General features: G+C 71.1%; 26 protein-coding genes and 1 tRNA gene. 5 read left to right on the top strand and 22 right to left on the bottom strand.

Features of this window, described 5'->3' with window-relative positions:
• A partial coding sequence (locus ACYVIP_RS40930; protein ID WP_460406479.1) for a MerR family transcriptional regulator occupies nt 1-695 on the bottom strand: 695 nt, incomplete at its 3' end.
• A gap of 44 nt (nt 696-739) precedes the next feature.
• Between ACYVIP_RS40930 and ACYVIP_RS40925 the strand changes: the two genes are divergently transcribed.
• Nucleotides 740-1,477 (top strand): maleylpyruvate isomerase family mycothiol-dependent enzyme, encoded by a 738-nt coding sequence (locus ACYVIP_RS40925; RefSeq protein WP_460406478.1) that lies wholly within the window; start codon nt 740-742, stop codon nt 1,475-1,477.
• 4 nt (nt 1,478-1,481) lie between these two features.
• Here the strand turns inward: ACYVIP_RS40925 and ACYVIP_RS40920 are convergent, their stop codons facing one another.
• The 14 genes from ACYVIP_RS40920 to ACYVIP_RS40855 all read right to left on the bottom strand — a co-directional run bounded on the left by ACYVIP_RS40920 (nt 1,482) and on the right by ACYVIP_RS40855 (nt 14,395).
• The gene (locus tag ACYVIP_RS40920) at nt 1,482-2,159 is read right to left on the bottom strand and encodes a response regulator (protein ID WP_460406477.1); all 678 of its coding nucleotides are present in this window, start codon (nt 2,157-2,159) and stop codon (nt 1,482-1,484) included.
• The gene (locus ACYVIP_RS40915; protein WP_460406476.1) at nt 2,156-3,325 is read right to left on the bottom strand and encodes a sensor histidine kinase; all 1,170 of its coding nucleotides are present in this window, start codon (nt 3,323-3,325) and stop codon (nt 2,156-2,158) included. The genes ACYVIP_RS40920 and ACYVIP_RS40915 overlap by 4 nt, the downstream gene beginning before the upstream one ends.
• A gap of 9 nt (nt 3,326-3,334) precedes the next feature.
• Nucleotides 3,335-4,168, bottom strand: coding sequence for a lysostaphin resistance A-like protein (locus ACYVIP_RS40910; protein ID WP_460406475.1), 834 nt, complete (start codon nt 4,166-4,168; stop codon nt 3,335-3,337).
• Nucleotides 4,165-5,742, bottom strand: coding sequence for an alpha/beta hydrolase (locus ACYVIP_RS40905; RefSeq protein ID WP_460406474.1), 1,578 nt, complete (start codon nt 5,740-5,742; stop codon nt 4,165-4,167). The genes ACYVIP_RS40910 and ACYVIP_RS40905 overlap by 4 nt, the downstream gene beginning before the upstream one ends.
• A 129-nt stretch (nt 5,743-5,871) precedes the next feature.
• The gene (locus tag ACYVIP_RS40900) at nt 5,872-6,777 is read right to left on the bottom strand and encodes a phosphotransferase (RefSeq protein WP_460406473.1); all 906 of its coding nucleotides are present in this window, start codon (nt 6,775-6,777) and stop codon (nt 5,872-5,874) included.
• Nucleotides 6,774-7,751, bottom strand: coding sequence for a hypothetical protein (locus ACYVIP_RS40895; RefSeq protein WP_460406472.1), 978 nt, complete (start codon nt 7,749-7,751; stop codon nt 6,774-6,776). The genes ACYVIP_RS40900 and ACYVIP_RS40895 overlap by 4 nt, the downstream gene beginning before the upstream one ends.
• The gene (locus ACYVIP_RS40890; protein WP_460406471.1) at nt 7,748-8,788 is read right to left on the bottom strand and encodes an NAD-dependent epimerase/dehydratase family protein; all 1,041 of its coding nucleotides are present in this window, start codon (nt 8,786-8,788) and stop codon (nt 7,748-7,750) included. The genes ACYVIP_RS40895 and ACYVIP_RS40890 overlap by 4 nt, the downstream gene beginning before the upstream one ends.
• On the bottom strand, nt 8,785-9,231 hold the full coding sequence (locus tag ACYVIP_RS40885; RefSeq protein WP_460406470.1) for a type II toxin-antitoxin system RatA family toxin: 447 nt from the start codon (nt 9,229-9,231) through the stop codon (nt 8,785-8,787). Before ACYVIP_RS40885 ends, ACYVIP_RS40890 begins: the two co-directional genes overlap by 4 nt.
• Nucleotides 9,232-9,264: 33 nt before the next feature.
• On the bottom strand, nt 9,265-10,404 hold the full coding sequence (locus ACYVIP_RS40880) for an acyl-CoA dehydrogenase family protein (protein ID WP_460406469.1): 1,140 nt from the start codon (nt 10,402-10,404) through the stop codon (nt 9,265-9,267).
• A 7-nt stretch (nt 10,405-10,411) separates the two neighbouring features.
• The gene (locus ACYVIP_RS40875; RefSeq protein WP_460406468.1) at nt 10,412-11,065 is read right to left on the bottom strand and encodes an HAD family hydrolase; all 654 of its coding nucleotides are present in this window, start codon (nt 11,063-11,065) and stop codon (nt 10,412-10,414) included.
• A 35-nt stretch (nt 11,066-11,100) separates the two neighbouring features.
• Nucleotides 11,101-11,859, bottom strand: coding sequence for an ABC transporter permease (locus tag ACYVIP_RS40870; protein WP_460406467.1), 759 nt, complete (start codon nt 11,857-11,859; stop codon nt 11,101-11,103).
• Nucleotides 11,860-11,875: 16 nt separating this feature from the next.
• Nucleotides 11,876-12,847 (bottom strand): ABC transporter ATP-binding protein, encoded by a 972-nt coding sequence (locus ACYVIP_RS40865; protein WP_460406466.1) that lies wholly within the window; start codon nt 12,845-12,847, stop codon nt 11,876-11,878.
• Nucleotides 12,837-13,367 (bottom strand): hypothetical protein, encoded by a 531-nt coding sequence (locus tag ACYVIP_RS40860; RefSeq protein ID WP_460406465.1) that lies wholly within the window; start codon nt 13,365-13,367, stop codon nt 12,837-12,839. Before ACYVIP_RS40860 ends, ACYVIP_RS40865 begins: the two co-directional genes overlap by 11 nt.
• Nucleotides 13,364-14,395: a hypothetical protein gene (locus ACYVIP_RS40855; RefSeq protein ID WP_460406464.1), complete on the bottom strand. Its 1,032-nt coding sequence runs from the start codon at nt 14,393-14,395 to the stop codon at nt 13,364-13,366. The genes ACYVIP_RS40860 and ACYVIP_RS40855 overlap by 4 nt, the downstream gene beginning before the upstream one ends.
• Nucleotides 14,396-14,556: 161 nt before the next feature.
• On the opposite strand from ACYVIP_RS40855, the gene ACYVIP_RS40850 reads away from it, so the two are divergent.
• Together ACYVIP_RS40850 and ACYVIP_RS40845 are read left to right on the top strand one after the other, a co-directional pair.
• Nucleotides 14,557-15,804: an aspartate aminotransferase family protein gene (locus ACYVIP_RS40850; RefSeq protein ID WP_460406463.1), complete on the top strand. Its 1,248-nt coding sequence runs from the start codon at nt 14,557-14,559 to the stop codon at nt 15,802-15,804.
• The gene (locus tag ACYVIP_RS40845) at nt 15,801-16,679 is read left to right on the top strand and encodes a class I SAM-dependent methyltransferase (protein WP_460406462.1); all 879 of its coding nucleotides are present in this window, start codon (nt 15,801-15,803) and stop codon (nt 16,677-16,679) included. Before ACYVIP_RS40850 ends, ACYVIP_RS40845 begins: the two co-directional genes overlap by 4 nt.
• Here ACYVIP_RS40845 and ACYVIP_RS40840 read toward each other — a convergent pair.
• On the bottom strand, nt 16,571-17,377 hold the full coding sequence (locus ACYVIP_RS40840; RefSeq protein WP_460406461.1) for a helix-turn-helix domain-containing protein: 807 nt from the start codon (nt 17,375-17,377) through the stop codon (nt 16,571-16,573). The genes ACYVIP_RS40845 and ACYVIP_RS40840 overlap by 109 nt on opposite strands.
• Before the next feature lie 48 nt (nt 17,378-17,425).
• On the opposite strand from ACYVIP_RS40840, the gene ACYVIP_RS40835 reads away from it, so the two are divergent.
• Nucleotides 17,426-17,770, top strand: a complete 345-nt coding sequence (locus ACYVIP_RS40835) for an inorganic pyrophosphatase (RefSeq protein WP_460406460.1) — start codon at nt 17,426-17,428, stop codon at nt 17,768-17,770.
• A gap of 5 nt (nt 17,771-17,775) precedes the next feature.
• On the opposite strand, the gene thiD is transcribed toward ACYVIP_RS40835, so the two are convergent.
• From thiD to ACYVIP_RS40805, 6 genes are all read right to left on the bottom strand, one after another.
• Entirely contained in the window at nt 17,776-18,615 is an 840-nt protein-coding gene (gene thiD / locus ACYVIP_RS40830; protein WP_460406459.1) for a bifunctional hydroxymethylpyrimidine kinase/phosphomethylpyrimidine kinase, read from the bottom strand.
• A gap of 145 nt (nt 18,616-18,760) precedes the next feature.
• Nucleotides 18,761-20,017: a radical SAM protein gene (locus ACYVIP_RS40825; RefSeq protein WP_460406458.1), complete on the bottom strand. Its 1,257-nt coding sequence runs from the start codon at nt 20,015-20,017 to the stop codon at nt 18,761-18,763.
• Nucleotides 20,018-20,068: 51 nt separating this feature from the next.
• Nucleotides 20,069-21,664, bottom strand: a complete 1,596-nt coding sequence (locus ACYVIP_RS40820; RefSeq protein WP_460406457.1) for a B12-binding domain-containing radical SAM protein — start codon at nt 21,662-21,664, stop codon at nt 20,069-20,071.
• Nucleotides 21,665-22,555: 891 nt separating this feature from the next.
• Nucleotides 22,556-23,734 carry a GDSL-type esterase/lipase family protein gene (locus tag ACYVIP_RS40815; protein ID WP_460406456.1) on the bottom strand — a complete coding sequence of 393 codons (1,179 nt, stop codon included), beginning with the start codon at nt 23,732-23,734 and terminating at the stop codon, nt 22,556-22,558.
• A 294-nt stretch (nt 23,735-24,028) separates the two neighbouring features.
• On the bottom strand, nt 24,029-24,532 hold the full coding sequence (locus ACYVIP_RS40810) for a TFIIB-type zinc ribbon-containing protein (protein ID WP_460406455.1): 504 nt from the start codon (nt 24,530-24,532) through the stop codon (nt 24,029-24,031).
• 373 nt (nt 24,533-24,905) lie between these two features.
• A tRNA-Lys gene (locus tag ACYVIP_RS40805) sits at nt 24,906-24,981 on the bottom strand.
• A 200-nt stretch (nt 24,982-25,181) separates the two neighbouring features.
• Here ACYVIP_RS40805 and ACYVIP_RS40800 point away from each other — a divergent pair.
• Nucleotides 25,182-26,348: a L,D-transpeptidase gene (locus ACYVIP_RS40800; RefSeq protein ID WP_460406454.1), complete on the top strand. Its 1,167-nt coding sequence runs from the start codon at nt 25,182-25,184 to the stop codon at nt 26,346-26,348.
• Nucleotides 26,349-26,654: the final 306 nt, after the last annotated feature.

Genomic DNA, 26,654 nt, shown 5'->3' with positions numbered 1-26,654 from the left:
CGGCGCCCCGGCCTCGGCCGCGCGCCGGGCGCCACCTGCGGGAAGGCCAGCTCGCAGGCCGCGCCGACGGCGGCGTGCAGCGCGCCGAGGTCGGCGATCCGGTCGTGGTTGACCAGCGTGCTGGCCCGCAGGTGGGCGACCAGCGCCTGGTCGGCGGCGAGCAACACCAGCTCGGCGTAGGCGACGACCTGCGCGGGCGTCGGCGTCTCCGGCGGCCGGGGCGCGCCGATCTCCAGGAACATCGCCACCGTGTCGGCCGGGATCGGCCCGGTGGCCATCGGCCGCCAGAGGCGGACCAGGGTGTCGTGCGCGGCCGACCCGTCCCGCACCGAGGACAGCAGCTCCAGCCGGGCGGCCCGGTCGGTGGGTGCGGCCTCCTCCACCGCGCGCAGCGCCGAGCGGCGCCAGGCCAGCGACGCCACCTCGCGGTCGAGCGCGGCCCGTTCGCCGGCGACGGCGTCGGCGAGCGAGCGGTGGCCGACGAGCACGTCGACGATCGCCGGCAGGCCGAGCCCGAGGCCGCGCAGCCGCCGGATCATGGTCAGCCGGTCGGCCGCCGCGGTGTCGAACCGCCGGTGCCCGCCGACGCTGCGGGCGGGCGCCAGCAGCCCTTCGTCGCAGTAGAACCGGATCGTGCGCACCGGCACGCCGGTCCGCCGCGCCAGCTCACCGATCCCGAGTGTGTCTCCGGTCACCAACGGTTGAACCTCCAGCCGAGTGGAGTTCCTACGGTACGGCCATGGATGTCGCACGACTCGTCACCGGACTGCACGACCGTACCGCCGGCTTCGCCACCACGGTGGCCGGCGCCGACCCGAACGCCATGGTGCCAACCTGTCCGGAGTGGCCACTGCGGGTGCTCGTCGGCCACATCGGCCAGGCCCACCGCTGGGCGGCCGACATCATCAACTCCGGGCCGTCCCCGGTGCCGGACCCGGTGGCCGCCGACCCCGGCCAGCAGACCGAATGGCCGGACTGGCTCAAGCACGGCGCCGAGGCCCTCGCCGACGCGGCGCTGGCCGCCGGGGAGCGTCCGGTGTGGACCTTCTTCGGCCCCGGCACGGCCCGCTTCTGGCTGCGCCGGATGCTGCACGACACCACCGTGCATCACGCCGACGCCGCGCTGACCACCGGCACCACGTTCCACGCCGAGCAGGACCTCGCGGCCGACGCGATCAGCGAGTGGCTGGAGATGCTGTCCGACCCGGTCGCCGAGACCATCAAGCCGGCCTTCGCGCACCTGCGCGGCACCGGCCAGACCCTCCAGCTCCGCCCCGACGACGAGACCGGTTGGCTGATCACCCGCACCCCCGACGGCGTGCGGTGGACCCGCGCCACGGCCGCCGCCGACACGACCCTCACCGGCACCGTCGAGAAACTGCTGTTGGTGGTCACCCGCAGGCTGGCGGCCGACCAGGTCACGGTCACCGGCGACCGGGAGCTGGCCGAGCACTGGCTGGCCCACTCGGCGGCGTGAGGCGTCAGTCGCGGTTGGCCACCAGGCCGATCCGGTAGGCGAGGACGACGGCCTGGACCCGGTCGCGCAGGTCGAGCTTGGTGAGGATCCTGGACACGTAGGTCTTCACCGTCTCCAGGGAGATGACCAGCTCGGCGGCGATCTCGGCGTTGGACCGGCCGGCCGCGAGCTGGGTGAGCACCTCCAGCTCCCGGCGGGCCAGCGCGCGCACGACGGCGTCGCGCGCCGGGCGGTCGGCCGGCCGCAGCCGTTCGGCGAAGTGGCCGATCAGCTCGCGGGTGACCGCGGGGGCGAGCAGGGACTCGCCGCCGGCGATCGTGCGGATGCCGTCCACCAGCTGTGCCGGCGGCGTGTCCTTGAGCAGGAACCCGCTCGCGCCGGCGCGCAGCGCCTCGTAGACGTACTCGTCGACGTTGAAGGTGGTCACGACCAGCACCTTCCCCGGTGCCTCGACGTCGGGACCGGCGAGCTGCCTGGTCGCCTCGATGCCGTCCAGCACGGGCATCCGGATGTCCATCACGATCACGTCCGGGCGCAACCGCCTGGCCGCCGCCACCGCCGCACGGCCGTCCTCGGCCTCCCCGACGACCGTCATGTCGGGCTGGGCGGAGAAGATGGTGCGGTACCCGGTGCGCACCAGCGCCTGGTCCTCGCAGATCAACACCCGGATCGGGTCGGTCACGGGGCACTCCCCGGGATCATCGCCCAGACGCGGAAGCCGCCGTCGTCTGGCAGGCCGCCGGAGACCAGGTCCCCGCCGAGCATCCGGACCCGTTCCCGCAGTCCCCGCAGTCCCCGGCCACCGGACGGGGTGGCCGCGGTGTCGACCGGGGGCCCGACGGTGACCACCTCGACCTCGACGTGCCGCTCGTCGTGTCGGACCAGGACTCTCGTCGGGTTGCCGGTCGCGTACTTGAGCGCGTTGGTGAGCGCCTCCTGCACCACGCGGTAGGTGGTCAGCTCCACGTCGACCGACCGGGGCCGGTGCTCGCCATGCTCGGTCCACTCGACGGGCTGGCCGGACAACCGGGCCTGCTCGACCAGGTCGGCGACCTTCCCCAGGGCCGGTGCCCGGTCGGCGGCCGTGGCCTCCCCGGTCGCCTCCAGAATGCCGAGCAGGGTCCGCAGCTCGGTCAGCGCCCGGCGGCCGGTGTCGCTGATGGCCCGCAGGCCGGTCCCGGTCTGTGCCGGCGCGGTGTCCAGCAGGTACTGCGCCGCGTCGGCCTGGACCACCATCGCGGTCACGTGATGGGTGACCACGTCGTGCAGGTCGCGCGCGATGCGTGCCCGCTCGGCGGACGCGGCCACCTCGGCGGCCAGCCTGCGGTGTTCGCCCTCTTCCGCGCGCCATCGGCGCACGCCGGTCCCTGCCATCCAGATCACCACCATCATCAGGTAGAACGCGACGAAGTCCAGAAACCGTTGCGGTGAGCCAAGATTGTGTACGCTCACCGCGAGCGCGGCATAACCCGCGGTCAGTGCCGAGGCGAGCAGGGCGCGCCGGCGCGCCAGGTGGGCACCCGCGGCGTACAACGCGAGCAGCAGCCCCATCTTGGCGAACGTGTCCGGATAGCCGAGCACCTGACCGATCGCGAACGCGGTCCCGCCGACCGACAGGCAGACCGCGGGCAGACGGCTGCGCACCACGAGCGGCAGGCACATCGCCAGGGTCAGCACCACGCCGACACCGGTTGGCTCGCGGGCGGGGAGATCGCCGATCTCCGGCCCGATGTGCGCGAGGGTCGGCACGAACGCCAACACGGTCACCGCCGCCGTCAACACACTGTCCTTTGTCGACGGTGAGCGGCTGTGCCACCCGATGAGGATCCCGCTGGCAGGTAACGGCATCCGACGAGCCTAGCGACGCGCCCGCCGCGGCGAGACCAGGTTGCCCCGCCGGTGCGCGGCGACGAGCATCGGCGCCGCGAGCAGCAGGCTCACCACGACGGGCATGATCGACCCCTCGATGCCGAACTGACCACCGGTCAGCAGGTCCGGTCCCGTCGGCTCGGCGACCAGCAACCCGGGCGAGGCGTGCCCCGAGACCGGCACCCCGAGCAACGCGACACTGGTGTTCCAGGCGAAGTGCAGGCCGGTGACCAGCCAGATGCTGCGCAGCCACAGGAACGCGGCCCCCAACAGCACCCCGGCCTCGACCGCGATCGCGAACCCGGTCCACAGCGTGGCGCCCGGATTGGTCAGATGGATGGCGCCGAACAGGATCGCGGTGATCGCCAGCGCCAGCCAGCTGCCGCCCAGCTTCTCCAGCGCCTGCAACAACAGGCCGCGGAAGATCAGCTCCTCGGTCACCGCCGCACCGAGCTGGGTCGCCACGATGCCCGCCACGGTCGCCATGGCGCTCCCGGAGGCCACGGTGAACGAGAACTCGGTGACCACCATGAGCATCGACGCGCCGATGAACAGCACGCCGAGCCCGATGCCGAGCACCGCGTGCCGCCCGGCCCTGGCGCGCGCGATCTCCGGCGTGCCCCGCCGCGCGACATACCGCATGACCGCCCAGTAGACGGCGACCGCGGCCACCGCGGCGACGACCGCGAGCACCGGCGACCCGCTCGCCGACAGTGCCGACACCGCGCCGACCCCGACGATCCCGATCACCAGCCAGACCAGCGGCCACCGCAGGTAGCGGTCGTACCGGTGCGCAGCCCGCGAGCCGGACGCCGTGGTCATCGCTGACCGCCGGCGACATCGGCGCAGTCGATGTCCTGCTCGGGTAGGTCGCCGGTGACCAGGAAGTCGATGGTGACGGTGTCGGCACAGGCCGAGCCTTTTCGGTAGACGTAGTGGCCGCCGTTGTCGACGCCGACGAGGGCGGCGCGGTCGCCGACGGCGTCGCGCAGTCCGACGGCGGAGTCCCAGGTCGTGGCGTGATCGCGGCGGTTCTGCAGGATCAGGATGTTGCGCGGTCCGTCGTCGGTCACGGTGATCGGCTGTTCGGCCGGCGCCGGCCAGAAGGCGCAGGCCCAGATGTTGGCCGGCATGCCCGCGGTGAGCGGCCAGGCCTCGCGGTCGGCGGCGACGTCGTCGGCGTAGGTGTCGATGTCGGTCGGCCACTTGGCGTCGCCGCAGGTGAGTGCCAGGAACATGGTCACCTGGTTGTCGGCGGGGACGTCCGGGGTGGGCGGCGCCTCGGCGAACACCTGCTGGAGTACCGCGCCGTCGGCTTCGGTGAGCCGGCCGTCGGCCAGGTTCGCGGCGGCCCGCCAGAACTGGGCGAGCACCGGCAGGGTGTCGTTGTCGATGAGCAGGGCATAGGTGACGCTGCGCAGCAGCACCCCGGTCAGCGCCTGGGACGTGCCGGGAACCGGCGCCGGCTGGCGGTCGAGCCGCTCCGCGAGCGCGAGGTAGGTCGCGGTGACCTCCTCGACGGTGCCCCCGAGGCCGAGGGTGGCGTGCTGTGCGGCGGCCACGGCGGCCGCGTCGGGGAACCGTTCGGCCATGCCCTTGCCCCAACGCCGCGCCTCGCCCGCCCAGACCTCGGTGGGGTCGACGTTGCCCTCGAGGATCATGCGATCGGTCCGGTCCGGGTACTGGGAGCTGTAGACGGTGCCGAGGTAGGTGCCGTAGGACTGGCCCCAGTAGGAGATCTTCTCCTCGCCGAGCGCCTCGCGGACCCGGTCCAGGTCGCGAGCGGTGTTGGCGGTGGTGAAGTGCGCCAGGTCCGCCCCGGCGGTGTCGGCGCACTGTCGTGCGTCGGCGCGGGCGAGTTCGACGTTGTGGTCGATCGAGCCGTCCGCGGCGGGATAGGGGAAGTGGCCCGGCAGGCCGGGGTCGGTGAAGCCGCAGCTCTGCGCGGTGCTGTTGGCGACGCCGCGCGGGTCGAAGCCGATCAGGTCGTAGGCCGCCAGCACGGACTTCGGCAGCGTCGGTGCCATCGTGGCCGGCATGTCGAGACCGGAAAGACCGGGACCGCCCGGGTTCAGCAGCAGCACGCCGTGGCGCTTCGCGGCGTCGGCGGCGGGCAGCCGGGAGATCGCCAGGTCGATCGACGTGCCGTCCGGGTCGCCGTAGTCCAGCGGGACCGGCACGGTCGCGCAGGTGAGTCGCGGGTCCTGGCGCCCGCCCGGCGCCGGCTCCGGGCACGGTCCCCACGTGATGTCGGCGGCCGCCGGCGTGCTCTTCGGCTCCTGCGCCGGGCGGTCCTCCTCGTACGCGGCGTCACAGGCGGTCAGGCCGAGGACGGTCAGGACCACCATGGCTGTCGCGAACCGGCCGGGTATCAGGGAACTACGTGTCGTGCTCATCGCCATCCTCATCGCCATCGCCCTCCGAGTGCTGTGTGACGGCGACGAAGTTAGCCAGCGGCGGAGTCGGGAAACGTCACCCCGAAGATGTCGAATCCGGTAGCTCCTCCGGGGGACAAAGCGCGTCGGTCAGCCGAGCACGTCCCGGAGCAGCCGGTGGCCCTCGGCGGCGAACTCGGGGTCGCGCCGACGCCGGGCGGTCACCAGGGTCGTCACGCCGCAGCGCAGCTGGGCGAACCGGAGCAGGGCCTGGTTCGGCCAGGTCGATGGCAGTCCTCGGCCCTGGCGGTAGGCGTCGAGGAAGCGCCTGCGGTTCGCCGGGGGCGCCAGCTCCCGGCCCCAGACCCGGTTCAGGTCAAGCTCGGCCGGGCCGACGCTGGCGCGTTCCAGGTCGAGCAGCAGGTACCCGGCGTCGCCGACGGCGGTGTTGCGGCGCGCGAGATCGCCGTGCAGGAAGACCTCCTGGGTGTCCCTGGCGACCTGGTCGGCCTCCCGGACCACGCCGCGGGCTCGCCGGCCGGACAGGTCGGCGGCCACCTGCTCGTACACGTCCGGCACGGTCCGCGCGAGCGTGCGCACCGTGTCGGCGTAGGACTCCTCGGTCACCGGCTCGGTCGGCAGCGGGGCCGAGGGTGGCGGGGCGTTGTGCATCCGGGCCAGCAGGTCGCCACTGACCTCGGCGAACACCGCGTCGGTCGCGATCTCGGTCAGGTCCGCCCAGGCGAAGGCCGAGTACCGGATCCCGGCGGCCTCGCCGTGGCCGACCAGCCGGGTGCTCAGCCCGGCCGGCATCGCCGCCATCGCCCGTTGCTCGACCACGCCGCGGTCCGACCGGACGTACACCTTCACGAACAGCGCCGGCCGGCCGTCGCGCGCCGCGCACAGCCACCGGTTCTCCGACCGCAGTTCGGCGCGCCTCGGCCGGAGCTCGCGCACGGGCCCGACCCCGAACCTGGCCACGAGGTGGCGCCGCACCGCGTCCCCGACGTCGTGCCAGACCTCGTCCCCGAGGCTCGCGCTCAGCTGTCCACTCATCCCGTCTCCGCCAGCAGGAACGTGAGGAAATCGCTTACCCAGCCGGTGCGCGGATGTCGGTACCGCAGCACCGACGCCTGGTCGGCCACCGACGCCACGGTCCGCGCGGAGACCAGCGGCCGGGGCCGGCCCACCGCGTCGAGCAGGTCGTGCTGGCGGCGGTCGGCCTCGGGTTCGAGGTAACCGGCCACCAGGTCGGCCGCCGCCCGCCCGCGCAGGCGTTCGACCTCGCTCACCGCGCCGTCGACGGCCAGCAGCTCCACCACGACGTCGGTCGACGGCGCGGTTGGCCGGCAGTCGCCGCCGAGCGCGCCGACCTCGGCCGGCAGGAGGAACGTCTTGTCCTCGCGGCGTCCAGGGTGGCGGACCGCGGCGCCGGCCAGGGCCGCCGCGGTCAGCGGCGGGCGGTGCTCGGCCAGCGAGTCGGCGCGCACCCCTACCGAGCGCGGACCGCCGACGATCTCCCACCGGCCGTCGGGGCGCGGGGTGAGCAGCACGTCGTCGTTGCACACGAACCGCGCGGCCAGCGCGCGGCTCAGCGACAGCGCCGCGGTCGTCTTGCCCGCCCACTTCTCGCCGACCAGCACGATGCCGGCCCCGGCCAGCTCGACGCCGGCGGCGTGCAGCGGCAGGGCGCCGGCGCGCACCCAGGCCGCCCGGACCAGGGTCCACAGGTTCCTGGTGGCGAGGACGGGCAGCCAGCGGGGCGGCGCGGTCACCGTGAGCGTCCTGGCCTCGGCGTCCCATCGGACCTCGTGTGCCGGCTCGTCATTGGGGGCGGTCGCGGCCGGGACACCGCACTCGCGCACCGTCACCACCCAGGCCGGGCCGCGCGAGGCCGGCACGGCCTCCAGGAACGGCGCGGTGTAGCCGCACACCTCGTCGACCAGCTCCGGGACACCGCGGAGCAGGATGTCGAACGCGGGCCGCAGCGGCCGGAGCACGACCTCGGACAGCACCACCGTGCCGGTCATCGTCGGCCACCGCCCCTGGCGGCGTCGGGCCTGCGCGCGCTCCAGGGTTGGGGAACCCGGCGGGCGGCGGCCGGGTGGGTGTCCGCCCAGCGCCGCACTGACAGTTCGAGCGCCTCGGTGAGATCGGGGACCGCCACGGTCACGTCGAACGGCCGGCTGATCGACAGGTAGTCCTGGTAGCCGCGGAACGCGGTGACCTTCAGCGCCTGCGCCCGGTCAAGGTGCTCCTCGACGAACGGCAGATAGAACCGGTTCCACTGCCGGGGGGTGACGTAGGGCAGGCGGTCCAGCGCGCCGGCGCCGTGTTCGGTCCGCCAGTCGTTGAGCGCGTCGAGAATGCGGTCGAACGCCTGCGCCACGCGCGGCGCGTCGGCTCCTCTGCCGAGCACCGACAGCCGGTTTCCGGTCGGCGTCCCGGCGTCGAGCAGCCGGGTCACATGCCCGGCGACGTCGTCGGTGCTGACCATGTCCAGCAGGCCGTCCTCCTCGGCGACCAGCGCGGGCACGGCGCCGCTGCACATCGCCGCCGGCAGCCAGAAGAAGCCGCTGTACCGGTCGAGCACGCCGTCGGTCCGCCGGCCGACCACCAGCGGGAACCGGACCACGTCGGCGTCGGGGCGGAGCGCGCGCAGCCGGCGCTCGGCGGTGGCCTTGGACCACTCGTAGGAGTTGCGGTAGGCCGCCCGGTCAGGGGAGGACACGTCCCCCCGCAGCCCGGTGGCGAACGACGAGGACAGGTGGACGACATGGGTGCGCGGGCCGGCGATGGCCAGGACTGCCAGCAGCGGGTCGACGTTGGCCCTGGCCGCCTCGTCGTCGGGCAGGTTCCAGCGGGTGTCGGCGGCGCAGTGGACGATCGCGTCCCACGGGCTGGCCAGCTCCGGCGGCGGGTCGGCCACCCCGGCGTGCCACACGGAGTGGTCGGGACCGTGGTCGTGCCGGCTGACCCCGTGCGGGTGTCGCCCGCTGGCCCGCAGCGCGCGGACCACGGCCGCGCCCACCGCCCCGGTGGCGCCGGTGACCAGGACGCGGGTCACCGGGCCGCCACGATCCGCTGCTCGATGGCCCGCAGCATGTGTTCGGAGTTCTCCCGCAACGCCTTGGTGGCGACCGGGTTGAGCATGTCGGCCAGCAGCGGGATGCCGATCTCGAAGTCCACACAGAACCGGACCGTCGAGGTGTGCTCGCCGGTGGCCTCGACCCGCCAGTAGCCGACGAACTCGTCCAGGTCGCCGGCGACCTGGGTGAACGACATGACCATGTCGTCGTGGTCGAGCTGGTCCTCCTCCACCCACTCCAGCACCGACCCCTTCAACAGCACCGACCACTCGGTCCGCCGGACGCCGGTGGCGTCCTCGCCGAGCACGGTCACCGACTCGACGTTCTCCATGTAGGTGGCGTAGTCCTCAAGGCGGATCACGGCCGCCCAGGCCTGCGGCGCCGGGGCGTTGATGGGTAGGACGACCTCCAGGTGCGGCATCGCGGCGTGCTCTCCTCTCGTCGTCGGGCGCGGTCAGCCCGCCGGGTCGAAGGTGATCTCCCGGCCCGTGCCGAAGGCGCCCACGACCTCGTCGCAGACCAGCAGGGACGGCGGGTGGTGGTGGGCGGCCAGGGAGTCGACCGCGAACGCGGCGGCCGGCCCGCCGCTGGCGTAGACCCGGCTGCCGAGCACCGGGGTCAGCGCCGCGAGCACCCGGTCGCGGACGTCGCTGAGCTCGGCCCGCATGGCGACGGCCGCGGCCAGCTTCGCCTCCCCGGTGATCGCCGAGGCGTCCACGTCGGCGGCCAGTTGGCGGCAGGCGCCGCCCAGGGTGAGCAGCTGCCGGGTGGCCCGGCCGAGCAGGGCGGTCCGTGGGCCGAAGGCGCCGCGCTGCCGGACCTGGTCGTAGGCCACGTCGAGCAGGCCGGTGAGCGCGCCGAGGTAGGTGGCGGTCAGCAGCACGGCGAACCAGGCCATGCCGTCGACGACGTTGTCGTCGATGACGTCGGCGGGACCCCGGTGGAACACCAGCCGGTCGTCCACCTCCACGTCGGTCAGCACCAGGCGGGCGGTGTCCGAGCCCCGCATCCCCAGCGATGGCCAGTCGCCGTCGACGTCCAGACCGGGGGAGGCGCTGGGCACCAGGGCCAGCACGACCTCGTCGGTGTCGGCGACCCGCGCGGTCAGCGCGACCAGGGACGCGGTGGTGGCCAGCGAGCACGGGTACTTCACGCCGCTGACGCGGTAGCCCTTGGTCGTGGGCACCGCGGTGGACCGGCTGCTCATGAAGTTGGGGCTGCCACCTGGTTCGGCGAAGGCGGAGGCGACCAGCGCCCCGGACCGGGCGATGCCCTCCAACAGCATCCAGCTGGTGTCCCGGTGCCGCTTCCAGTAGTCCACCATCAGCCCGACGGTGAAGCTGTGCATGTTCAGCGCCACCGCCGCTGCGGGGTCGACCCGGCCGAGCGCGCGCTGCGCCGAGGCCACCTCGGCCAGGCCAGCACCGGAGCCACCCAGTTCCGTCGGCACCGGCAGGGCCGCGTACCCCGCGGCGGCCAGCCCCCGGATGCGGTCCGGTCCCGGCTCGTCGTCGTGGACCGCGGCCGGGGTCCAGGTCGTGCTCCAGCCGGCGTCGAGCAGTGCCCGGTGCGGTTGCGCCCCATCGCTTTCCATGACCCGCTCACACCTTCAGCGCGTCGCACAGCCGCGCGAGGTCGGTGTCGCCTGGCGTGACCTGAATGGTCTCCCAGCCGAGCGCCGCGGCGGGCGCGAGGTCGAGCTCCACCGAGTCGCCGACCATCACCCTGCGCTCGAAGTCCCCGTCCGCGATCAACCGGAACGCTTGTGGGTCAGGCTTTTTCGGGCCACCGTCGGCGCTGAACAGCGCCCGGTCGTACACCTCCGGCACGCCGCAGCGCCGCAGCAGGTCGCGCATGAGGTTGCCCGGCAGGTAGCAGTTGGACAGCAGCCGTACGGTGTGGCCGGCCTCGGCCGCGCGGCGCAGCGCCGTCGCGACCGGCTCGTGTGGCCGGTACCGGCCGGGTGTCTCACAGCCCAGCGTGCGCCACAGCGCGCGCTCCAGCGCCGCCGGTTCCCGGTGCGTGTCCTGCTCGCGCAACGCGTCGGCCAGTAGGTCCACAGTGGCCGGTTGGCTGGCGACCGGGTCGGTCATCACCTCGAACAGCGTGCGGTAGACCCGCCGCGTCACCGCCGTGGCCACCCGGTGGTCCAGGGTCAGCGTGGCGGCGAGGCCGGTGGCGAGGTCATCGGGGCCGGGCAGCGGCTCGGAGGTCAGCAGGGTGCCGAAGCAGTCGAAGACGACCAGAGTGGACACTGTGGATCCCCTTTCCTCGGTTGCGTTGGGGGGCCTCAGGACCAGGAGAGCTTCCGGTCCGCCGTCCGGAAGAACACCAGCACCACGGCGGCGAAGCCGGCCGCGAACAGGCACAGGACGCCCGTCGGCACCAGCACCGAGCCGAGGTCGCCGCCGTGCAGGATGACCGTGGAGAAACCGTGCATCGCCCAGTAACTGGGCACCGCCGGGGCCAGTGGGCCGGCCCAGTCGGGCAAAGTGGACAGTGGGGTCAGCGCGCCGCCGAGACCGGCGAAGACCAGCGCGAGCACGTTGGCCAGCACGGTGAGCTGGGCGATGGTGGTGCACACCGCGACCAGCGCCATCCCGACCAGCACGACGTTGAGCGCCAACGCGACCCCGACGAGCACGAGCGCCGGGTAGGACCCGGTCACCCGCAGGTCGAACAGCGCGGCGCCAAGGCCGAACACGACGGCTAGTTGGAGGATCGCGGTGACCACCGGGATGACCATGCGGGCGGCCAGTAACTCGACCGGCCGCGCCGCGCTGGCCCGCAGCCGGTCCCAGGTGTGCCAGCCGTGCTCGCGGAACACCGCGAAACCGGTGGTGCTGACCAGAAAGAACAGGAACATCACCGCCATGCCCGGCACGGCCTGCTCCGCGCCGGTGGCCGCCGGCACGTCGTGCTCGCGCAGCGCCGAGCGGAACACCGGCTGCATGAAGGCCATGATCAGCAGCGGCATGACGGTGCGGATCACCAGCGGCGTCGGATCCCGCAGCGCCAACCGGAAGTCCTGCCGGACGACGGCGGTCATCCTGACCAGCGCGCCGTCACCCACGGCGGGTCGCTTCCACCGGCTCGACGCCATCGTCCACCCCGTCGGCCCGGCGTCCGGTGAGCCCCAGGAACACGCTGTCCAGGCTCGGCCGCAGTACCCGCATGGACAACAGCCGCTCGGTCGCCTCGCCGAGCGCGCCGAGCACCCGGCCGGTGGCCATCTCCGGCTGGTCGGTCCGGATCCGCAGCACCCGCGCCTGCCGGACCACCGGCCACGGCAGGTCCAGCTCCGGCGCGGGGCCGGCGAAGACCAGCTCCAGCGCGGAGTCGCCGTGGCGGCGCACGAGGTCGGCGACCGGACCCCGGGCGACCACCCGTCCCCGGTGCAGCACGGCCACCGCGCAGTCGAGGGCCTCGATCTCGGGCAGGTAGTGCGTCGAGTAGCAGACCGCGGCGCCGGTGGCCGCCAGGTGCCGCACGTGGTCGACCAGGCGGCCGCGGGTCCGCACGTCGACCCCCGCGGTCGGCTCGTCCAGCAGGACCAGCGGTGGCTTGTGCAGCAGGGCCAGCGCGACGTGCACCCGGCGTTGTTCCCCACCGGAGAGCTGGTGGACCCGGCGGTCGATCAGTGCGGTCAACCCGAGTGCCTCGGCGACCTCCTCGATCCGGGCGCCCGCCCGCCCGCCGCGCAGCCCGGCGAGCTCCGCGAAGAACCCCAGGTTCTGCCGGACGGTCAGCGGCGGGTAGACGCCCAGCTCCTGGGGCGCCAGGCCGAGCGCGCGGCGCGCCCGGCGCGGGTCGCGGGCCACCGAGTGCCCGCACACCTCGATCTGCCCGCCGTCGATCCGCACCAGACCGGCGATCGCGGACAGCAACGTGGTCTTGCCGGCGCCGTTGTGGCCGAGCAGGCCGACGACCGCGCCCGGCTCGATCTCCAGGTCGACGTGCTCGAGCGCGACGAGGTCGCCGTACCGCTTGCGCACGCCGCGTACCGACAGCCGGGGGCCGGGTTGGTCAGTCGGCACGACGGGTCCAGGCGTCGGGCAGCACCGGCGGGAGTCCGACCCGGTCCAACAGCGGTTGCCAGCCGCGGACGAGTTTGAAGCCCTTCATCAGCCCGCTTCCTGACCGCACGTCCGGGAGCGGTTCGGCGTAGCCGAGCTGGGCCTCGCTGTCGGCACAGTGTTCGCGCAACCGGTCGAGCCACCGCTCGCCCCGCTCCCCGGTCGCGTCCCGGCCCTCCGCCACCAGCGCCAGACCGGCCGCCACCTCATCGGCCGGCACCCCGAGGAACGGGTCGAACGCGGCCTCGTGGTTGGCGTAGGCCAACTCGCCCGCGGTCCGCAGCCCGCGCACCGACAGCGACAGCTGTACCAGGTCGTAGGCCATCAGCACCGCGACCTCGGTCTGCTCGGCGGCCACGGCGCCCTCGACGTCCTCCATGCGTGACCGGCAGCCAAGCAGCAGGCGTGCCGCGCCGTGCGCGCGAAAGGTGAGCAGCCGCCGCAGGTCGACCGGGTCGGCGGTTCCGGTGTGCTGGTTCACCTGGCGACCTCCGGGTGCGCGACCCCGAGCCACATCATGTTGTGCGGGAACAGAAAAGCCAGCTCCGCCGGCAGCGGGGCGTCGAGCGGACCGGACCAGACGACCTCGTCGGTGCCGGTCGGTGGCAGCCCGCGCCGCCGGACCTCGACGGCGCGCAGCTGCCAGCGGTCCACGACGGTGCGGTCGTCGAGCTGGTCGGCGTGCACGCCGGTGGCCCAGCGCAGCACGCAGTGCAGTCCGTCGCCAGCGCCGACCAGCCGGTGCACCGCGTCCAGGCAGAACGGCACCCGGTCGCTGGGGTCACCCGGATCGAGCACCGCGCGCAGCAGCGCCAGATTCTCGTTGTCCCCCAGGACTTTCAGCTTCTCCGGCGCCCACTTCGCGGCGAAGTACAGCTCGCCACTCGCGGTCGTGTAGGCGCTGAGCGCGGCCAACACGGCCTCGCGGGCGCGCACCATCGCCGCCAGCGGTCTGGTCCCGGCCAGCCAGCGGGCGGCCTGCGCGAGCCGGTGCGCCTCCACCACCCACCACTGCCGCAGCGCGTCGGGCAACCACGGTTGGCGTAGCCCGGTGTACCACTCGTCCCACGGTTCGGTGGTCACCAGCGGCAGCCCCATGGCGAGCCGGGAGACCGTGGTCAGGGTGCGCCGCCGGTGGTTCCACGCCTCCTCGGTGACGCCGGCGAACCGCGGCCACGGTTCGGTGCGCAGCGCGGTGGCGTTGGCCAGTACGGTGCTTGCCCGCCGGATCGCCACGTCGATCAGCGTGCCGTGCTCGTGGGACTGGATGGGAAACCGGGTGAGGCGGTCGTTCTCGACCAACACGTGCAGGTCCAGATCGCTGCGCACGTTGCCGAAACCGGCGAGCACCGAGCCCGCCGCGACCGCGAGGAGCGGTTGGCCCATGCCCTGGTCGGTCTCCGCGAGCACCGCGTCCCTGGTTATTCCGCGCAGCGCGAGGAAGTCGTCGAGGCGCGCGTCGAGGACCTCGATCCCGGGGAACGCGACACTCGACGTTTTCGTTGCCATCAAAGGCCCCCTCGCGCGCACCGTGAGCGTTCGGACATGGTGTCAAGATCCCGAAGGCTGCTCAACGGATGTTCCGACAGCCGGAACACGCCTTCTCCGGTCGTGGGGCCTGGCGGTATAAGTGGCCCAACGGGGCCGACTTCGCCCCCGGAAGGGGGGCCATGGCTACCCCGAGGGGCACCCTCGACGCGTTGCGCCGCCATCAGTCCCCGCAACTGGCGTTGCTGTACGGCGTGAACGGCGCCGGCGCCGTCGAGGACACCGGGACCGGCGTCCGCGTCCGGTTGTCCGACGGCCGGACCGCGCTGGACTTCGGCAGCTACGCGGTCACCCTGCTCGGGCAGCGCCACCCGGCCGTGCTGGCGGCGGTGCGCCGCGAGCTGGACGCGATGCCGGTGTCCACCCGGGTGCTTGGCAACCCGGCGACCGCGGCCTTCGCCGAGGCGCTGGCCGAGTGGGTCGCTCTGCCGCGGTTGACCAAGGTGTGGTTGGGGCTCAACGGTTCCGACGCGGTGGAGGCGGCGCTGAAGCTCGCCAGGCTGGCCGGCGGCCGGCACCGGGTGATCGCCGTCGAGGGGGCGTATCACGGCAAGTCGATGGGCGCGCTGGCCGCCACCTGGAGCCACCGTTACCGGGCCGCGCTGGAACCGTTGCTTGGCGGGGTGACCCACATCCCGCCGGACGTCTCGGCCGTGCCCGGCGCGTTCGCCGGCGACGACGTGGCCGCGGTGATCGTCGAACCGGTCCAGGGCGAGGGCGGCGTCCGCGTCCTGGACCCGGTGTTCCTGCGGGCGCTGGCCGCCGAGGCGCGGGCGCACGGGGCGTTCGTGATCGTCGACGAGATCCAGACCGGGTTGCGCCGCTGCGGTCCTCGGCTTGTCGGCGCCGAGCTGACGCCGGACGCCGTGTTGCTCGGCAAGTCCCTCGGCGGCGGCGTGCAGCCGGTGTCGGCCGTCGTGTCGACCCCCGAGCTGTACGCGCCGCTGGCGGCCGACCCGTTCGTGCACACCAGCACCTTCTCCGGGCATCCGCTCGGCGCCGCGGCCGGCCGCGGCGCCCTGGCCGCGATCGAGGAGCTGGCCGAGCACGGCGTGCGTCTCGGCGGGTTGTTCGCGTCCGGACTGGACCGGCTGGCGAGCCGGCATCCGGCGCTGGTCACCGGGATCCGGGGCCGGGGCCTGTTGTGGGGCGTGGAGTTCGCGACGCCGGCCGCCGCCGGCGAGGTCCTGATGGAACTCGGCCGCCGGGGACTGATCGTGTCGCCGTGCCTCGGCCGGCCGGAGGTGCTGCGGCTGCTGCCCCCGCTGGTCGCCAAGGACGCCGACGTCGACGAGGCGCTCGCCCTGCTCGACGCCGTCTGCGCCGCGGTGCCCGACGACTACCGCGTACCCGCGGGGGAGACGCCGTGACCATCGAACACCAGGCCGAGGTCCAGTACCGCTACCACCGCGAGCTGTTCCCGGCACTGCACGACTGGGCGAACACTGAACAGTCCATTGTGGAGTTCACCGGGGACGCGCGGCCGGCCGGCCTGCTCGGCCTCGACCAGATGGGACACTTCGGCCCCCAGGGGTGCGACCGGGTGGCCGCCGCCGTCATCGACGGGCTCGGCCCGGTCGGCGCGCCGGTCGGGGTGTGCGAGCTGGGCAGCGGGTTCGGCGGCGCCCTGCGCTACACCGTCGACCGGTTGACCGAGGGCGGCCTGGTCGTCGGCCGCTCCTACGGAGTCGACCTGGTCGCCGAGCACTGCGCGGTCAGCGCGGGGATCAGCCGCGCGCAGGGGCGCGGCACGATGACCGAGCTCTGCGCGTCGGCGACCGAGGTCCCGCTGCCGGACGGCGCGCTCGACGCGGTCTGGATCACCGGGTCGATGCCGCACTTCCCGGACCCCGGCGCGGTGGTACGCGAGGCGTGGCGGCTGTTGCGCCCCGGCGGCCGGCTGGTGCTCACCGAGGAGGTCAGCCTGACGCCCGCCGGGGTGGCGCCCAGCGCGGCGTTCCGCCGGGTGCACCCGCCCGAGGTCTTCTTCACCACCGCGCTGCCCGACCGGCTCGACCAGTTCGACCGGGCGGGGTTCGTCGGGGTGCGGCGCCAGGACCTGACCTCGTGGGCGACCGCGCTGCTGGCCGAACGGCTGAAGGTGCTGCGCGTGTTCCACGGCAGCGTCGCCCGCATCTACGGCGAGGACTCGACCGCCCGCATCCGGGACACGCTGTCGGCCGCCTGGACGGAGTACCTGGCCGGTCGGCTGCTGCCGACGCTGTTCGTCGCCGGCAAGGACTGAGCCCGCCCGGCGTCGCGCGGCGCGACCAGTTCCGGACCGTGCGCCAGGGCGCGGGAGATCGCGGCGCACGCGGCCCGCAGGTGCTCGACGGCCGAGCGCGGGTCCAACCGCGCGATCGGGCCGACCACGGCGAGCACGCCGACCGGTGAGCTGGCGGTGGTCAGCACCGGGGCGGCGATACCGACGGCGTCCCGGCTGCGCAGGGTCGCGAAGCCCTGGGCGCGCAGCTGGGATGTCGACGCCACGAGACCGGCCACCTCGCTCCTGGCGAACGCGCGCACCACCCGCGTCGCGGCCAGCACGGACACCTCGGTCTCCGCCACACTGTGGTCCTGGCGCGCGGAGTGCACCAGCGCGGCGTCCGGCCCGGCACCGTCCACGGCGAACACGAAGGCGCTCGCCCGCAGGGCCCGGTGCAGCCACTCGGCGTGCGGCCCGGCGATGTTGCTCAGGGTGACCTGGTGGGGCACCCGGACCGCCAGCATGAACAGGCCCCGACCAAGCCGCAGCCCCCGGTTGCTGCGTTCGAGCATGTCACCGCGGACGAGTTCGGCGACGATGCGGTGCGCGGTGGTCTTGGGCAGGTCGGCCCGGCGCGCGATCTCGGTGAGCGGGAGATCCTGTTCGCCAGGACGGAAACAACGCAGGATGGACAACCCGCGTTCGAGCATCGAGCGGGAGTTTCGTTCAGCTGTCACGTAACCGTCCTCCGTGGACTCTCGGCGGTTGGCGGGTAGGGTGAGTGGGTGAGCGGCGCCCGGCTCTTCGAGAATCTCGACCTGCTGGTGGCCGAGTCGACGGTGGTCATCGACCGCCCGAAGGACTCGGTGCATCCTCGGGTGCCGCAGGCCGTGTACCCGGTCGACTACGGCTACCTCGACGGGACGACGAGCGGGGACGGCGGCGGGATCGACGTGTTCCGTGGCTCCGCCACCGGCACGGGGGTCACCGGGTTCTTCGTCACGGCCGACCGGATCAAGCGCGATGTCGAGATTAAGGTGCTGGTCGACTGCACCGAGCGGGAGGCCGAACAGATCCGGCAGCTGCTGTGCGAGGTGTTCGGCATCGGGGGGCTGCTCGTCCCCCGGTGACCTGGTCACCATCCGGCGGACCGGTCCAGCACGTTCACCGGGTGGCGGCCGGTGCCGATGTCCGCGTCGCCGTGCCGGATCGCCAACCGGACCGACTCCTGCGCCCACTGCGCCGACTCCGCCAGCGGCACGCCACGGGCCAGCGACACCGTCAGCAGCGCGGAGTGCGCGCAACCGGCGCCGTGGACGCACCGGGTGTCCTCCCGCGCGCCGCGGAGCTCGTGGTGCTTCTCGCCGTCGAAGAGCCAGTCGCAGACCTCCGGCTCGTCCGGGAAGACGTCGGTGAGAAGCGCCGCCCCCGCCCCCAGCTCGACCAGCTCCTCGGCCAGCCGCGCCGGCGGCGTCTCCTCGGGCAGCCGGGTCAGCAGCCGCGCCTCGGCCACGTTCGGGGTGGTCACCGAGGCGAGTGGCAGCAGCCCTTCCCGGACGGCGACCACGGCCTCCTCGTCGCCCCCGAGCGCGTCACCCGCGGCGGTCACCATGACCGGGTCGACCACGACCGGGATCTCGTCCAGCCAGACCAACCGGTCGACCAGGGTCCACACCAGCTGCGCGTCGAAGGTGGTGGCCACCTTCAACCCGTCCGCGCCGACCCCGTCGAGTACCGCCTTGAGCTGGCTCACCACCAGCTCCTCGGCCAGTGGCGCGGTCGCGCTGATCCCGGCGGGGTGCTGCGCGGTCACCCCCACCAGGACGCTCGCGCCGTACGCCCCGGCCGCGACGAACGCCTTCAGGTCACCCTGAATGCCGCCGCCCCCACTGGAGTCCGACCAGCCGACCGTCACGCAGCGGGTGCGCCGCGCCTTGTCGGGGACGTGATAGGGCGCGAGCGGCGTCACGCTCATGGCGTCCCACCCGGGGTCGCGCGGCGGATGGTCTGGGGAAGAACAGAGGACATCGCGGATCTCCACAGAGGACGACACAGAGGACGACACGGGGACGACATGGGAGACGGGCCCGCCGACACACCGGTGCCGGCGGGCCCGCCGGTCACTTCGGCTTGCCGATCCAGGTGCACAGGTAGTCCATGTGCACCAGACGCTTGTCGGTCGGCACCGTCGGTTGCTGCGGGAAGGTCTGCTTGGGCGCGATGTCCTTGGGACAGTAGGGATCGCGCACGAACAGCGAGCGCTCTCCGGTCGTGTGCGCGTGGTGCAGGTAGGACCGACCGGCGCAGCCGCCTCGGCAGGACTGGAGCATCGAGCAGTCCGCACACCCCGCCAACAGGTGGGGGTTGGCGTTGCGGCGGCGGAACGAGGCGAACTGCGGGGAGCGGATGATGTCGTACAGCTCGTCCTTGCGCAGGTTGCCCACCTTGTAGTCGTGCAGGTACACGCAGGGCGACACCGGGATCCGCCCGTCCGGGGTGATGGAGTGGATCCGGAAGGACGTCCGCCCGCACGGACAGCCCTTGGCGTTCTGGTAGTCGGTGACCGCGGCGATCGGTGGCTCGCCGAGGTCGATCGGGTTGCAGTGCTCCATCAGGTAGGCGAAGCCCTCGTAGTACTGCTCGGCCGGCAGCAGCGAGTCCATGTGCTGACCCTCGACCGGCTTGATCGGGTTGATCCGGATGTGCGCGTCGTACGTGTAGGCCAGCTCCAGCAGTCCCTCCAGGTGCCGCTGGGTGAAGTTCCAGTTCATCCCGCACATGATGATGGAGTGGTCGATGCCGTAGTCCCTGGCCATTTCCAGGGTGCGGATGGCCTGTTTGTAGATCTTCGCGCCGCGGTTCTTGTTGTGCTCGTCCTCGAAGGGCGAGTCGAAGCTGATGTCGAGGTCGTTGAGCCGGCGCCAGGACGCGTTGTGGTCCCGTTCGAGGTGGATCGCGGTGATGCCGGAGGTGGTGAGCCCCACGATGATCCCGGCGTCCACGAGGCCGTCGATGATTCTCGGCAGCAGGGTGTTCTTCGGGTTCGCGCCGTTGGTGAACAGCGGCTCGTTGCCGCCGAGGTTCACCGTCTCGACATTGTTGGCCGCCAGCTGTTTGATGATCCGGTCGACGATCTCGATGCTGAAGTCCATGCCCTTCTCGCGGGCGGACATCGAGTAGCAGTGGGTGCAGCGGTACGGGCAGTCGTTACCGAGCGTCCAACCGATGTTCTTGATGTCGATCGGGCATTCGTCGACGTCCTCGTACTCGATCGGGCCGACCGGTCGTTCGAAATGCTCCTTCGGATCGATTACGGATAGCGACAGCGTTTTGCGTTCCCACGGAAAACCGGGCTTCGCACTCTGCGGCTCGGGCACGGGCGTCTCGACCTTTCCGGTTGTGGTGGTGTGTCGCGAAGCGACATCAGATCAGCACAGGAACGGGTTTCCTTCGGCGTCGTAGTCCAGGCCGAGGTCGTCGTACACGGACTGGACGCGGCGGGCGAAGTCCTCGTACCAGGGGGCGGTGCGCTCGATCTCGGCGCGCACCAGGTCGTCGACCTCCGTGGCCAGCCGGTCGGTTGGCGACGGCCCGGACGCGATGTCCAGCAGCCGGCCGAACAGGTCGAGATCCACCTGCCGCAGCTCCACGTAGAGTCCGTGGAGGACGGCCAACTCGTGGTCGTCCAGCGCCTTCGGCGCCGACAGGGGGTCGATCGCCTTGTCGTAGATGCCGGAGTGCGCCTTCTGCCACCGTTTCAGTCCGAGGTACAGCGGCCGTACCCGCGGGTCCAACACCTCGTACCGGGAGTTGCCGAGCGCGTCGTGGTCCACTTCCAGCGCGCCGCGTTTGGCCAACCCTCGGGTGAAGTTGGTGCCCGCCGCCGCGTACATCTCGGTGAAGATGCCCTTGGCGATGATTTCCGGGTGGCGCAGCATCCCGGCGTGGTTCTCCGCCAGTTCCTCGATGGTGGTTCGGTCGTCGAACAGGATGTGGCCGGCCTGCACGTAGATGCCGTTGGCCAGGAACCGGTCGAGCACGGCGTGGTTCTGCGCCGCGTCGGCCTTCTTGCCCATCCGGCGTAACGCGGACTCGGAGAAGTTCTCGATGCCACAGGAGAAGGAGAAGAACCCGGCCCTGGCCAACTCACGCACCACGTCGTCGTCGGCCCGGTCTGCGCGGATCGACCCGCGCAGCCGGGGCCGGACCCCGCGCGCGTGCAGCTCGTCCGCGAGATCGGCACACCACCTGGCATCTCGCGGTGGCTCCACCAGGGAGTCGTCGATGATCTTGAAGTACCGCGCGCCCCGCGCCCACAGCGCCGCCAACTCGTCGACGATGTGCTTGATCCCGCGCTGGCGCCAGGTCGAGCCGCCGCCGACCCGCTCGAAGGCCACGATGGAGCAGAAGGTGCAGCTGGCCTGGCAGCCGCGCGCGGTCTGCAGGTGCACCAGGCTGCGGCGGCGGATGGTGAGCGCGAGGGTGTCGCGATGCGGGTGCGGGATGTCCTCCATCGGGAGTTTGGGCGCCGGTCGTGGGCTGTGCCGGACCTGCCCCTCGGCATCGCGCCAGCTCAGCCCCGGAATGCCGGCCAGGGGAGCGGCGCCGGGCCGGCCGGCGAGATGGTCGGCGAGCATCCGTGTCGGCACCTCGCCCTCGCCGCGGACCACCGCGTCGAACCCGGCGGCCAGGAAGTCGTCGGTGTGGAAGGTGGGTCCGTAGCCGCCGGCCACGGTGAACGGTCGCGCCCCGCGATCGCGGACCAGGTGCATGGTCCTGATGGCCCGCTCCATGTTGCTGCGGTAGCAGGCGAACCCGAGCAGCGCGGGTTCCTGGGCGGTGATCCGGTCGGCCAGCGCGACGATGTCCAGACCCTGCAACCACCCGTCGATGACGGTTACCTGATAACCGGCCTCCCGCAGAAAGGCCGCCAGATAGCCGAGACCGAGGTTCTCCTCCGCGGTGCGGTGGGTGACCGGAGAGGGAGTCGCCAGCACGACGGACATCGCGTTCTCCGAGTCCATCGGCACAGCCTCCTCATTGCCGAGTCCGCGATGCCCGGATTTGAATCCTTCCGGGACCGGGGCGGAAATAAACAATGACAACGTTAAAAGATTGTTTTGGGGGGCCGGAAAATATCCGCAGAATTCGAGCGTAGCAGCGCCGTGTTCTGGCTGTCAACCACGCGCTGACGTCCGCTACGGCGGCAAATGAATGATTCGTATTCATCATCATCACAGGTCGGTCGACGTACTGAACGGTAATACTCCATTGGGCACCGCAATGCTCCGTTCGAGTAGCAAATAAACGATCTTCCCGGCGGGAATTGGCGGTGTCGGCGGAGTGTCAACGGTATTTCCACGGCATGGCCACCCGCATGAGCCGGTTTGACCAGGAGGGAGAGTCCGCTGCACCGACGACGCCCCGGTGACGCATCGGTGACGCGGCGAAGACGTTGTCGCGACGGGCCAGGTTTCGTCGTTCGTGACCGGCGGGGCTCTTCTCGGCGGTATCGGAGTTCCGCCACCACGGCATGTCCACCGGCCGGGCTCGCTGGCGTAGGTGGTGTACCTCGGTCGGGTGGGTGCGTCAAACTGTCTGGATTCTGTTGGTGTACACGATTCGGTCAGCGCGGTGTGCGGCAGGGCCGATCCGGTCGCGGTCGGCCCGCCCGGCGCCGGTGATGCGTCTTTGCCGGCGAAGGCGCCAAGGTCGGGTGGCGCAGGGTGAGACTCCCTTGCGCCACCCGACCTGAATGCGAAAATCGAGCTCGGTACACGAGCAGGCCCGAACAAAGTGGCTGGGTCTTTCCAGCCACGCGCGAGCGCGTGCCCTTGCTGCTCTTCGTGCGGTGCCGCACGGTGGCGCAGGTCGACCCAGATCGTGCCGCAGCCTCACGGAGACCGATCAGTTCGTCATGCGGGGACGCAGGTGAAGCTGCTCTCTTCCCCGTTGGCCAGGGTGTTCAGGCAGCGCCCGAGTTCCTGTTGACCGTAGAAGTTCGGGTGCATGAACTCCTGGACGTCCCCCTGGCCAACGCCTGGCGCGCCGATCCAGCGCATCCACTCGCTATGCGCCTTGGGTAGCGAGTTGGCCAGGGTATTGCCTTCGCCAGCCTGATCGACGCCCTTGGCGCACACCTCGTGCCCGTTGAGTGCGTTCCGCAGGTCGAGGAAGTCCGCGTTCGTCTCCTGCGCCACGCTTTCAATTGCGTGGGCGATGCCGGGCACGACCTCCTCGACTGCCCAGTCGGAGTCGTCGTCGTAGAACGGGCACCCACCCGTGGTCACCCTGGACCAGTCGGTTTCGGGGTATCGGTTGTCGGCGCCACGCGGGATGGGGGAAGGGTAGGACTGGAGAACCAGGCGGTAGTCGGTGGTCTGGTATCCCGCGTCCGCCATGGCGGAGCGGATCGCCTCGACTGACCTTGTGACCGCAGCCTTCATGCCGTCGATTCGCCCGGCTAGGGCGCCTTTCAGGGCCTGGTTGCAGTGTGTTGAGGAGCCAGCGCTGAAGGCCGCCGCGCACTCCTTGATGATGTCGCTGAACTGGATGTCGTTTCCGCCGACAGACAGCACGATGAGCTTGATATCCAGGCTTTCGGCATGGGCGGCGAGTTGGTCGACCTGTTTGGGTTCGCTTTTGAACGACTCCTGGTCAATGGCCTCTGTGGTGGCACCGGAGCAGGCGATGTTCAGGCGGTCGGCCTCGTCGATGGCGTAGGTTTCCGCACCGACACGGACATTTTCAAGATGCGTGATCTCGGCGCTTGAGGAGCGGTGACATCCGTTGTCGTGCGAGTTTCCGTAGACCCGTTCGGCGTCGTGCCAACACCAGGTTTCACCGATGTTGCAGTCATACGCGGCGAGGTCGGTGCCGTACCGACTGCCGGGAAGACTGTCGTTCCCGTTCCCCTGCCACCGTCCAGCCTCACCGGAAATAAAACTGTCCCCGAGAGAAATCGCCGCCGGCGGTTTCGCTGTGCCGTTCAGCGGGCGATCGGAAGCGAGGGCAGACGGTGCGCCTGCCGTCAATGCCCCGATGACGGCAAGGGCTGCGCCCACCGCCGTTGTGGTCTTGAAATTTGCGAACATGGAGATCCAATTCGTAAAGGACGTGAGCGGGAAATGATCAGCGTCAACATCCTGCTCAGGGGGATGCTTGCTGTCAACGAAGACAAGGTCGGTTCACTCGCAGGAACCGCGAATCATTCCCCGGTATCGCGTTTGATCACCCGAAGGACAGCACTCTCACCGATCGTACTGTCAGAAATCTCCGAACTCACTCGGCCGACCCCGGAACATCACTGGGGATCGTCCATGAACACCCAGCCGACACTCCACCAGCAGCCGTCGAAACGCTCTCGCAATCTGAAGGCACTCGGCGTTTCACTGTTGCGTGGTTGGCAGCGACGACCGCAACCGCCGGATGGCCCGCAGAATCTCGTCACGATTCTTCGCCGACTTCAGCCAGGCCGGGAGCCGCGCCAGCATGTTCATCGTGCCAGGACTTGCCCTACGTTCGCGAAGCCGGGCGGCGACATACGACTCCAAGAGATCAAGATGTTCGGCGTTGTACGCCCACAACAGCTTGCCGCGGCAGTCCACTTGGAGCCACAGCGGAAGCCGGAAGTAGGGATCTACCGGTTCGCCGAGCACACGCTCCGACGGAAACCTGTCCTTGAACAGGCCGCAGGCAAGGCATCGCAGACGCCGCCGAGCCGCCAGCCGGCCGTTGCCACGGCCAGCTTGGTACTCCGGCGCTCCCAGATGGTCAAGTACGACCGCGCACTCACCGCACGCCGGACACCTCACCAGCACTTCGTCCGCGAACCGTTCCACCCAGACCAACGGGTCCCGGAATCGGTCACCAACATTCCCGCGGCTGCTCACCAGCCCATGCTGCCTGAACACGAGCCCCTCGTCTTGCGAATCAGAGGAGGACGGAGATCCCGATGGGTGCTCGCCGTGGTCGTGCTGGTCCGGCGAGCCGGTCACCGCCACCACCTACGGATCACCGACACCGCGAGCGTGCGGCACGAGCATCGTGAACACGTCACCGCCGCAGGTCGCGCCGGCACCTCTGGGGCCCGGTCGGTGGTCTCGCGGCACCGGTGCCCGCCGCGGGCGGCGTTGATCTTGTTGGTCCGGCCGACTTCCCGCCCAAGAGCACCCACGGAGCCACAGTGGACGATCAGGCGGATCGGCGAGGTTCGCCCACAACCACAGAACCGCAGGTCAGCAATGCTGCCGACCTGCGGTCTGGTGGTACGCCGCCAGGGACTCGAACCCCGAACCCGCTGGTTAAGAGCCAGCTGCTCTGCCAGTTGAGCTAGCGGCGCTCGCTCCGGAGGTTGCCCTCTCGACGCGATGGCGAAACGGTAGCACGACGTCCCTACGTCACTAAAACCGGATTAGCTTCACCCATCAGTGTCCACACGATTGGGTGGATCCGGCAGACTAGACACAGGTGGCACACGGTGGACAGATCGGCGGGGTAGGCATGGCGGCATTGACTGGGAGGCGTCGGCGGGGAACCAGGGTGGCAGCGCTGCTCGTGGTGGCATTGGCAAGCGCATGCACCACGGGCACGGCGGCCGACCCGGTCGATGACGATCGCGAGCAACCGACGTCCACCAGACCAGCACCACCCCCGACCCCGGTACGCCTGTCGATCTCGCCGGCAAACAAGGCCGCCGACATCGCCCCCGGCGACCCGATCACGGTGGCCGCCGTGGGCGGCAAGCTCACCCAGGTCGCCCTCAGGAACGAGGACGGCAAGCCCGTCGCCGGCAAGTTATCCCCAGACGCCACGACCTGGCAGGTCGCCGAGCCCCTGGGTTTCGACCGGACCTACACGGTCGCGGCCACCGGCGAGGGCACCGACGGCAAGCCGGCCACGCTGACCTCGTCCTTCAGCACGATCAGCCCCAGGCTCAAAGCCGACCTGTCGATGAACCCCCTGGACGGTCAGACAGTTGGCGTGGGCCAACCCCTGGCCTTCTACTTCGATGTGGACATCCCAGACAAACCAGCCGCCGAACGCGCCATCCAGATCGCGACCACCCCCCACGTGGAGGGCGCGTTCTACTGGTTCAACGACAGCGAGGTCCACTGGCGCCCGAAGGCCTACTGGCCCGCCGGCACCAAGGTCACCATCAACGCCGCCATCTACGGCAAGAACTTCGGCGACGGCGTCTTCGGCAACGAGGACCGCACCGCCACCATCACCATCGGCAAGTCCATCACCGCGATAGCCGACGGCGCCAGCCACCAGATGACCGTGTCAATCAACGGCAAGGTAGCCCGCACCATCCCCATCGCTATGGGCAAACCAGGCAACGAAACCCCGTTCGGCACCTATGTGGTCATGAGCGAACACACCGACTACACCATGGACTCCGGCACCTACGGCGTCCCCGCCGACTCCCCCCTCGGCTACCGCACCCACGTGGACATCGCCACCCGCATGTCCAACAGCGGCATCTTCTACCACTCCGCCCCCTGGTCAGTAGCCGACCAGGGCCACCGCAACGTAAGCCACGGCTGCATCAACATGACCACCGAAAACGCCGCCTGGCTCCAAGAAATCTCCCAAAAAGGCGACATCATAGTAGTCAAAAACTCCGGCGGCCCCCGCCTGGACCACTGGGACGGCCTAGGCGACTGGCAAATCCCCTGGCCCCAATGGCAAAAAGGCAACCGCTAACCAACCCACCCCCCCAACACACGACGGTCGGCCCCCAACCGACCGTCGTGAACGTTGAACTCGCGCGTGGACATGGACAAGAGACCAAGCAGAGACGCCGATCAAGCAGAGACGCCGATCAAGGCAAGCTGGTCAAAGAAGAACTGACACCGCCGGGTCGAGAGAAGCTCGCACCGTGGGGGTCTGGGGGCTCGGCCCCCAGGGGCGATGACGAGACCCATCCCCAGGGGAAGGTGGCCCCGAAGGGCCACCGAACACACCTACCCTGGGTGAGTGACGGGACTTGAACCCGCGACATCCTGGACC

The organism is Actinophytocola sediminis, from assembly GCF_054779715.1.
Note: the sequence above shows the minus strand (reverse complement) of the source record. Positions and strands in the feature narration are given on the sequence as shown.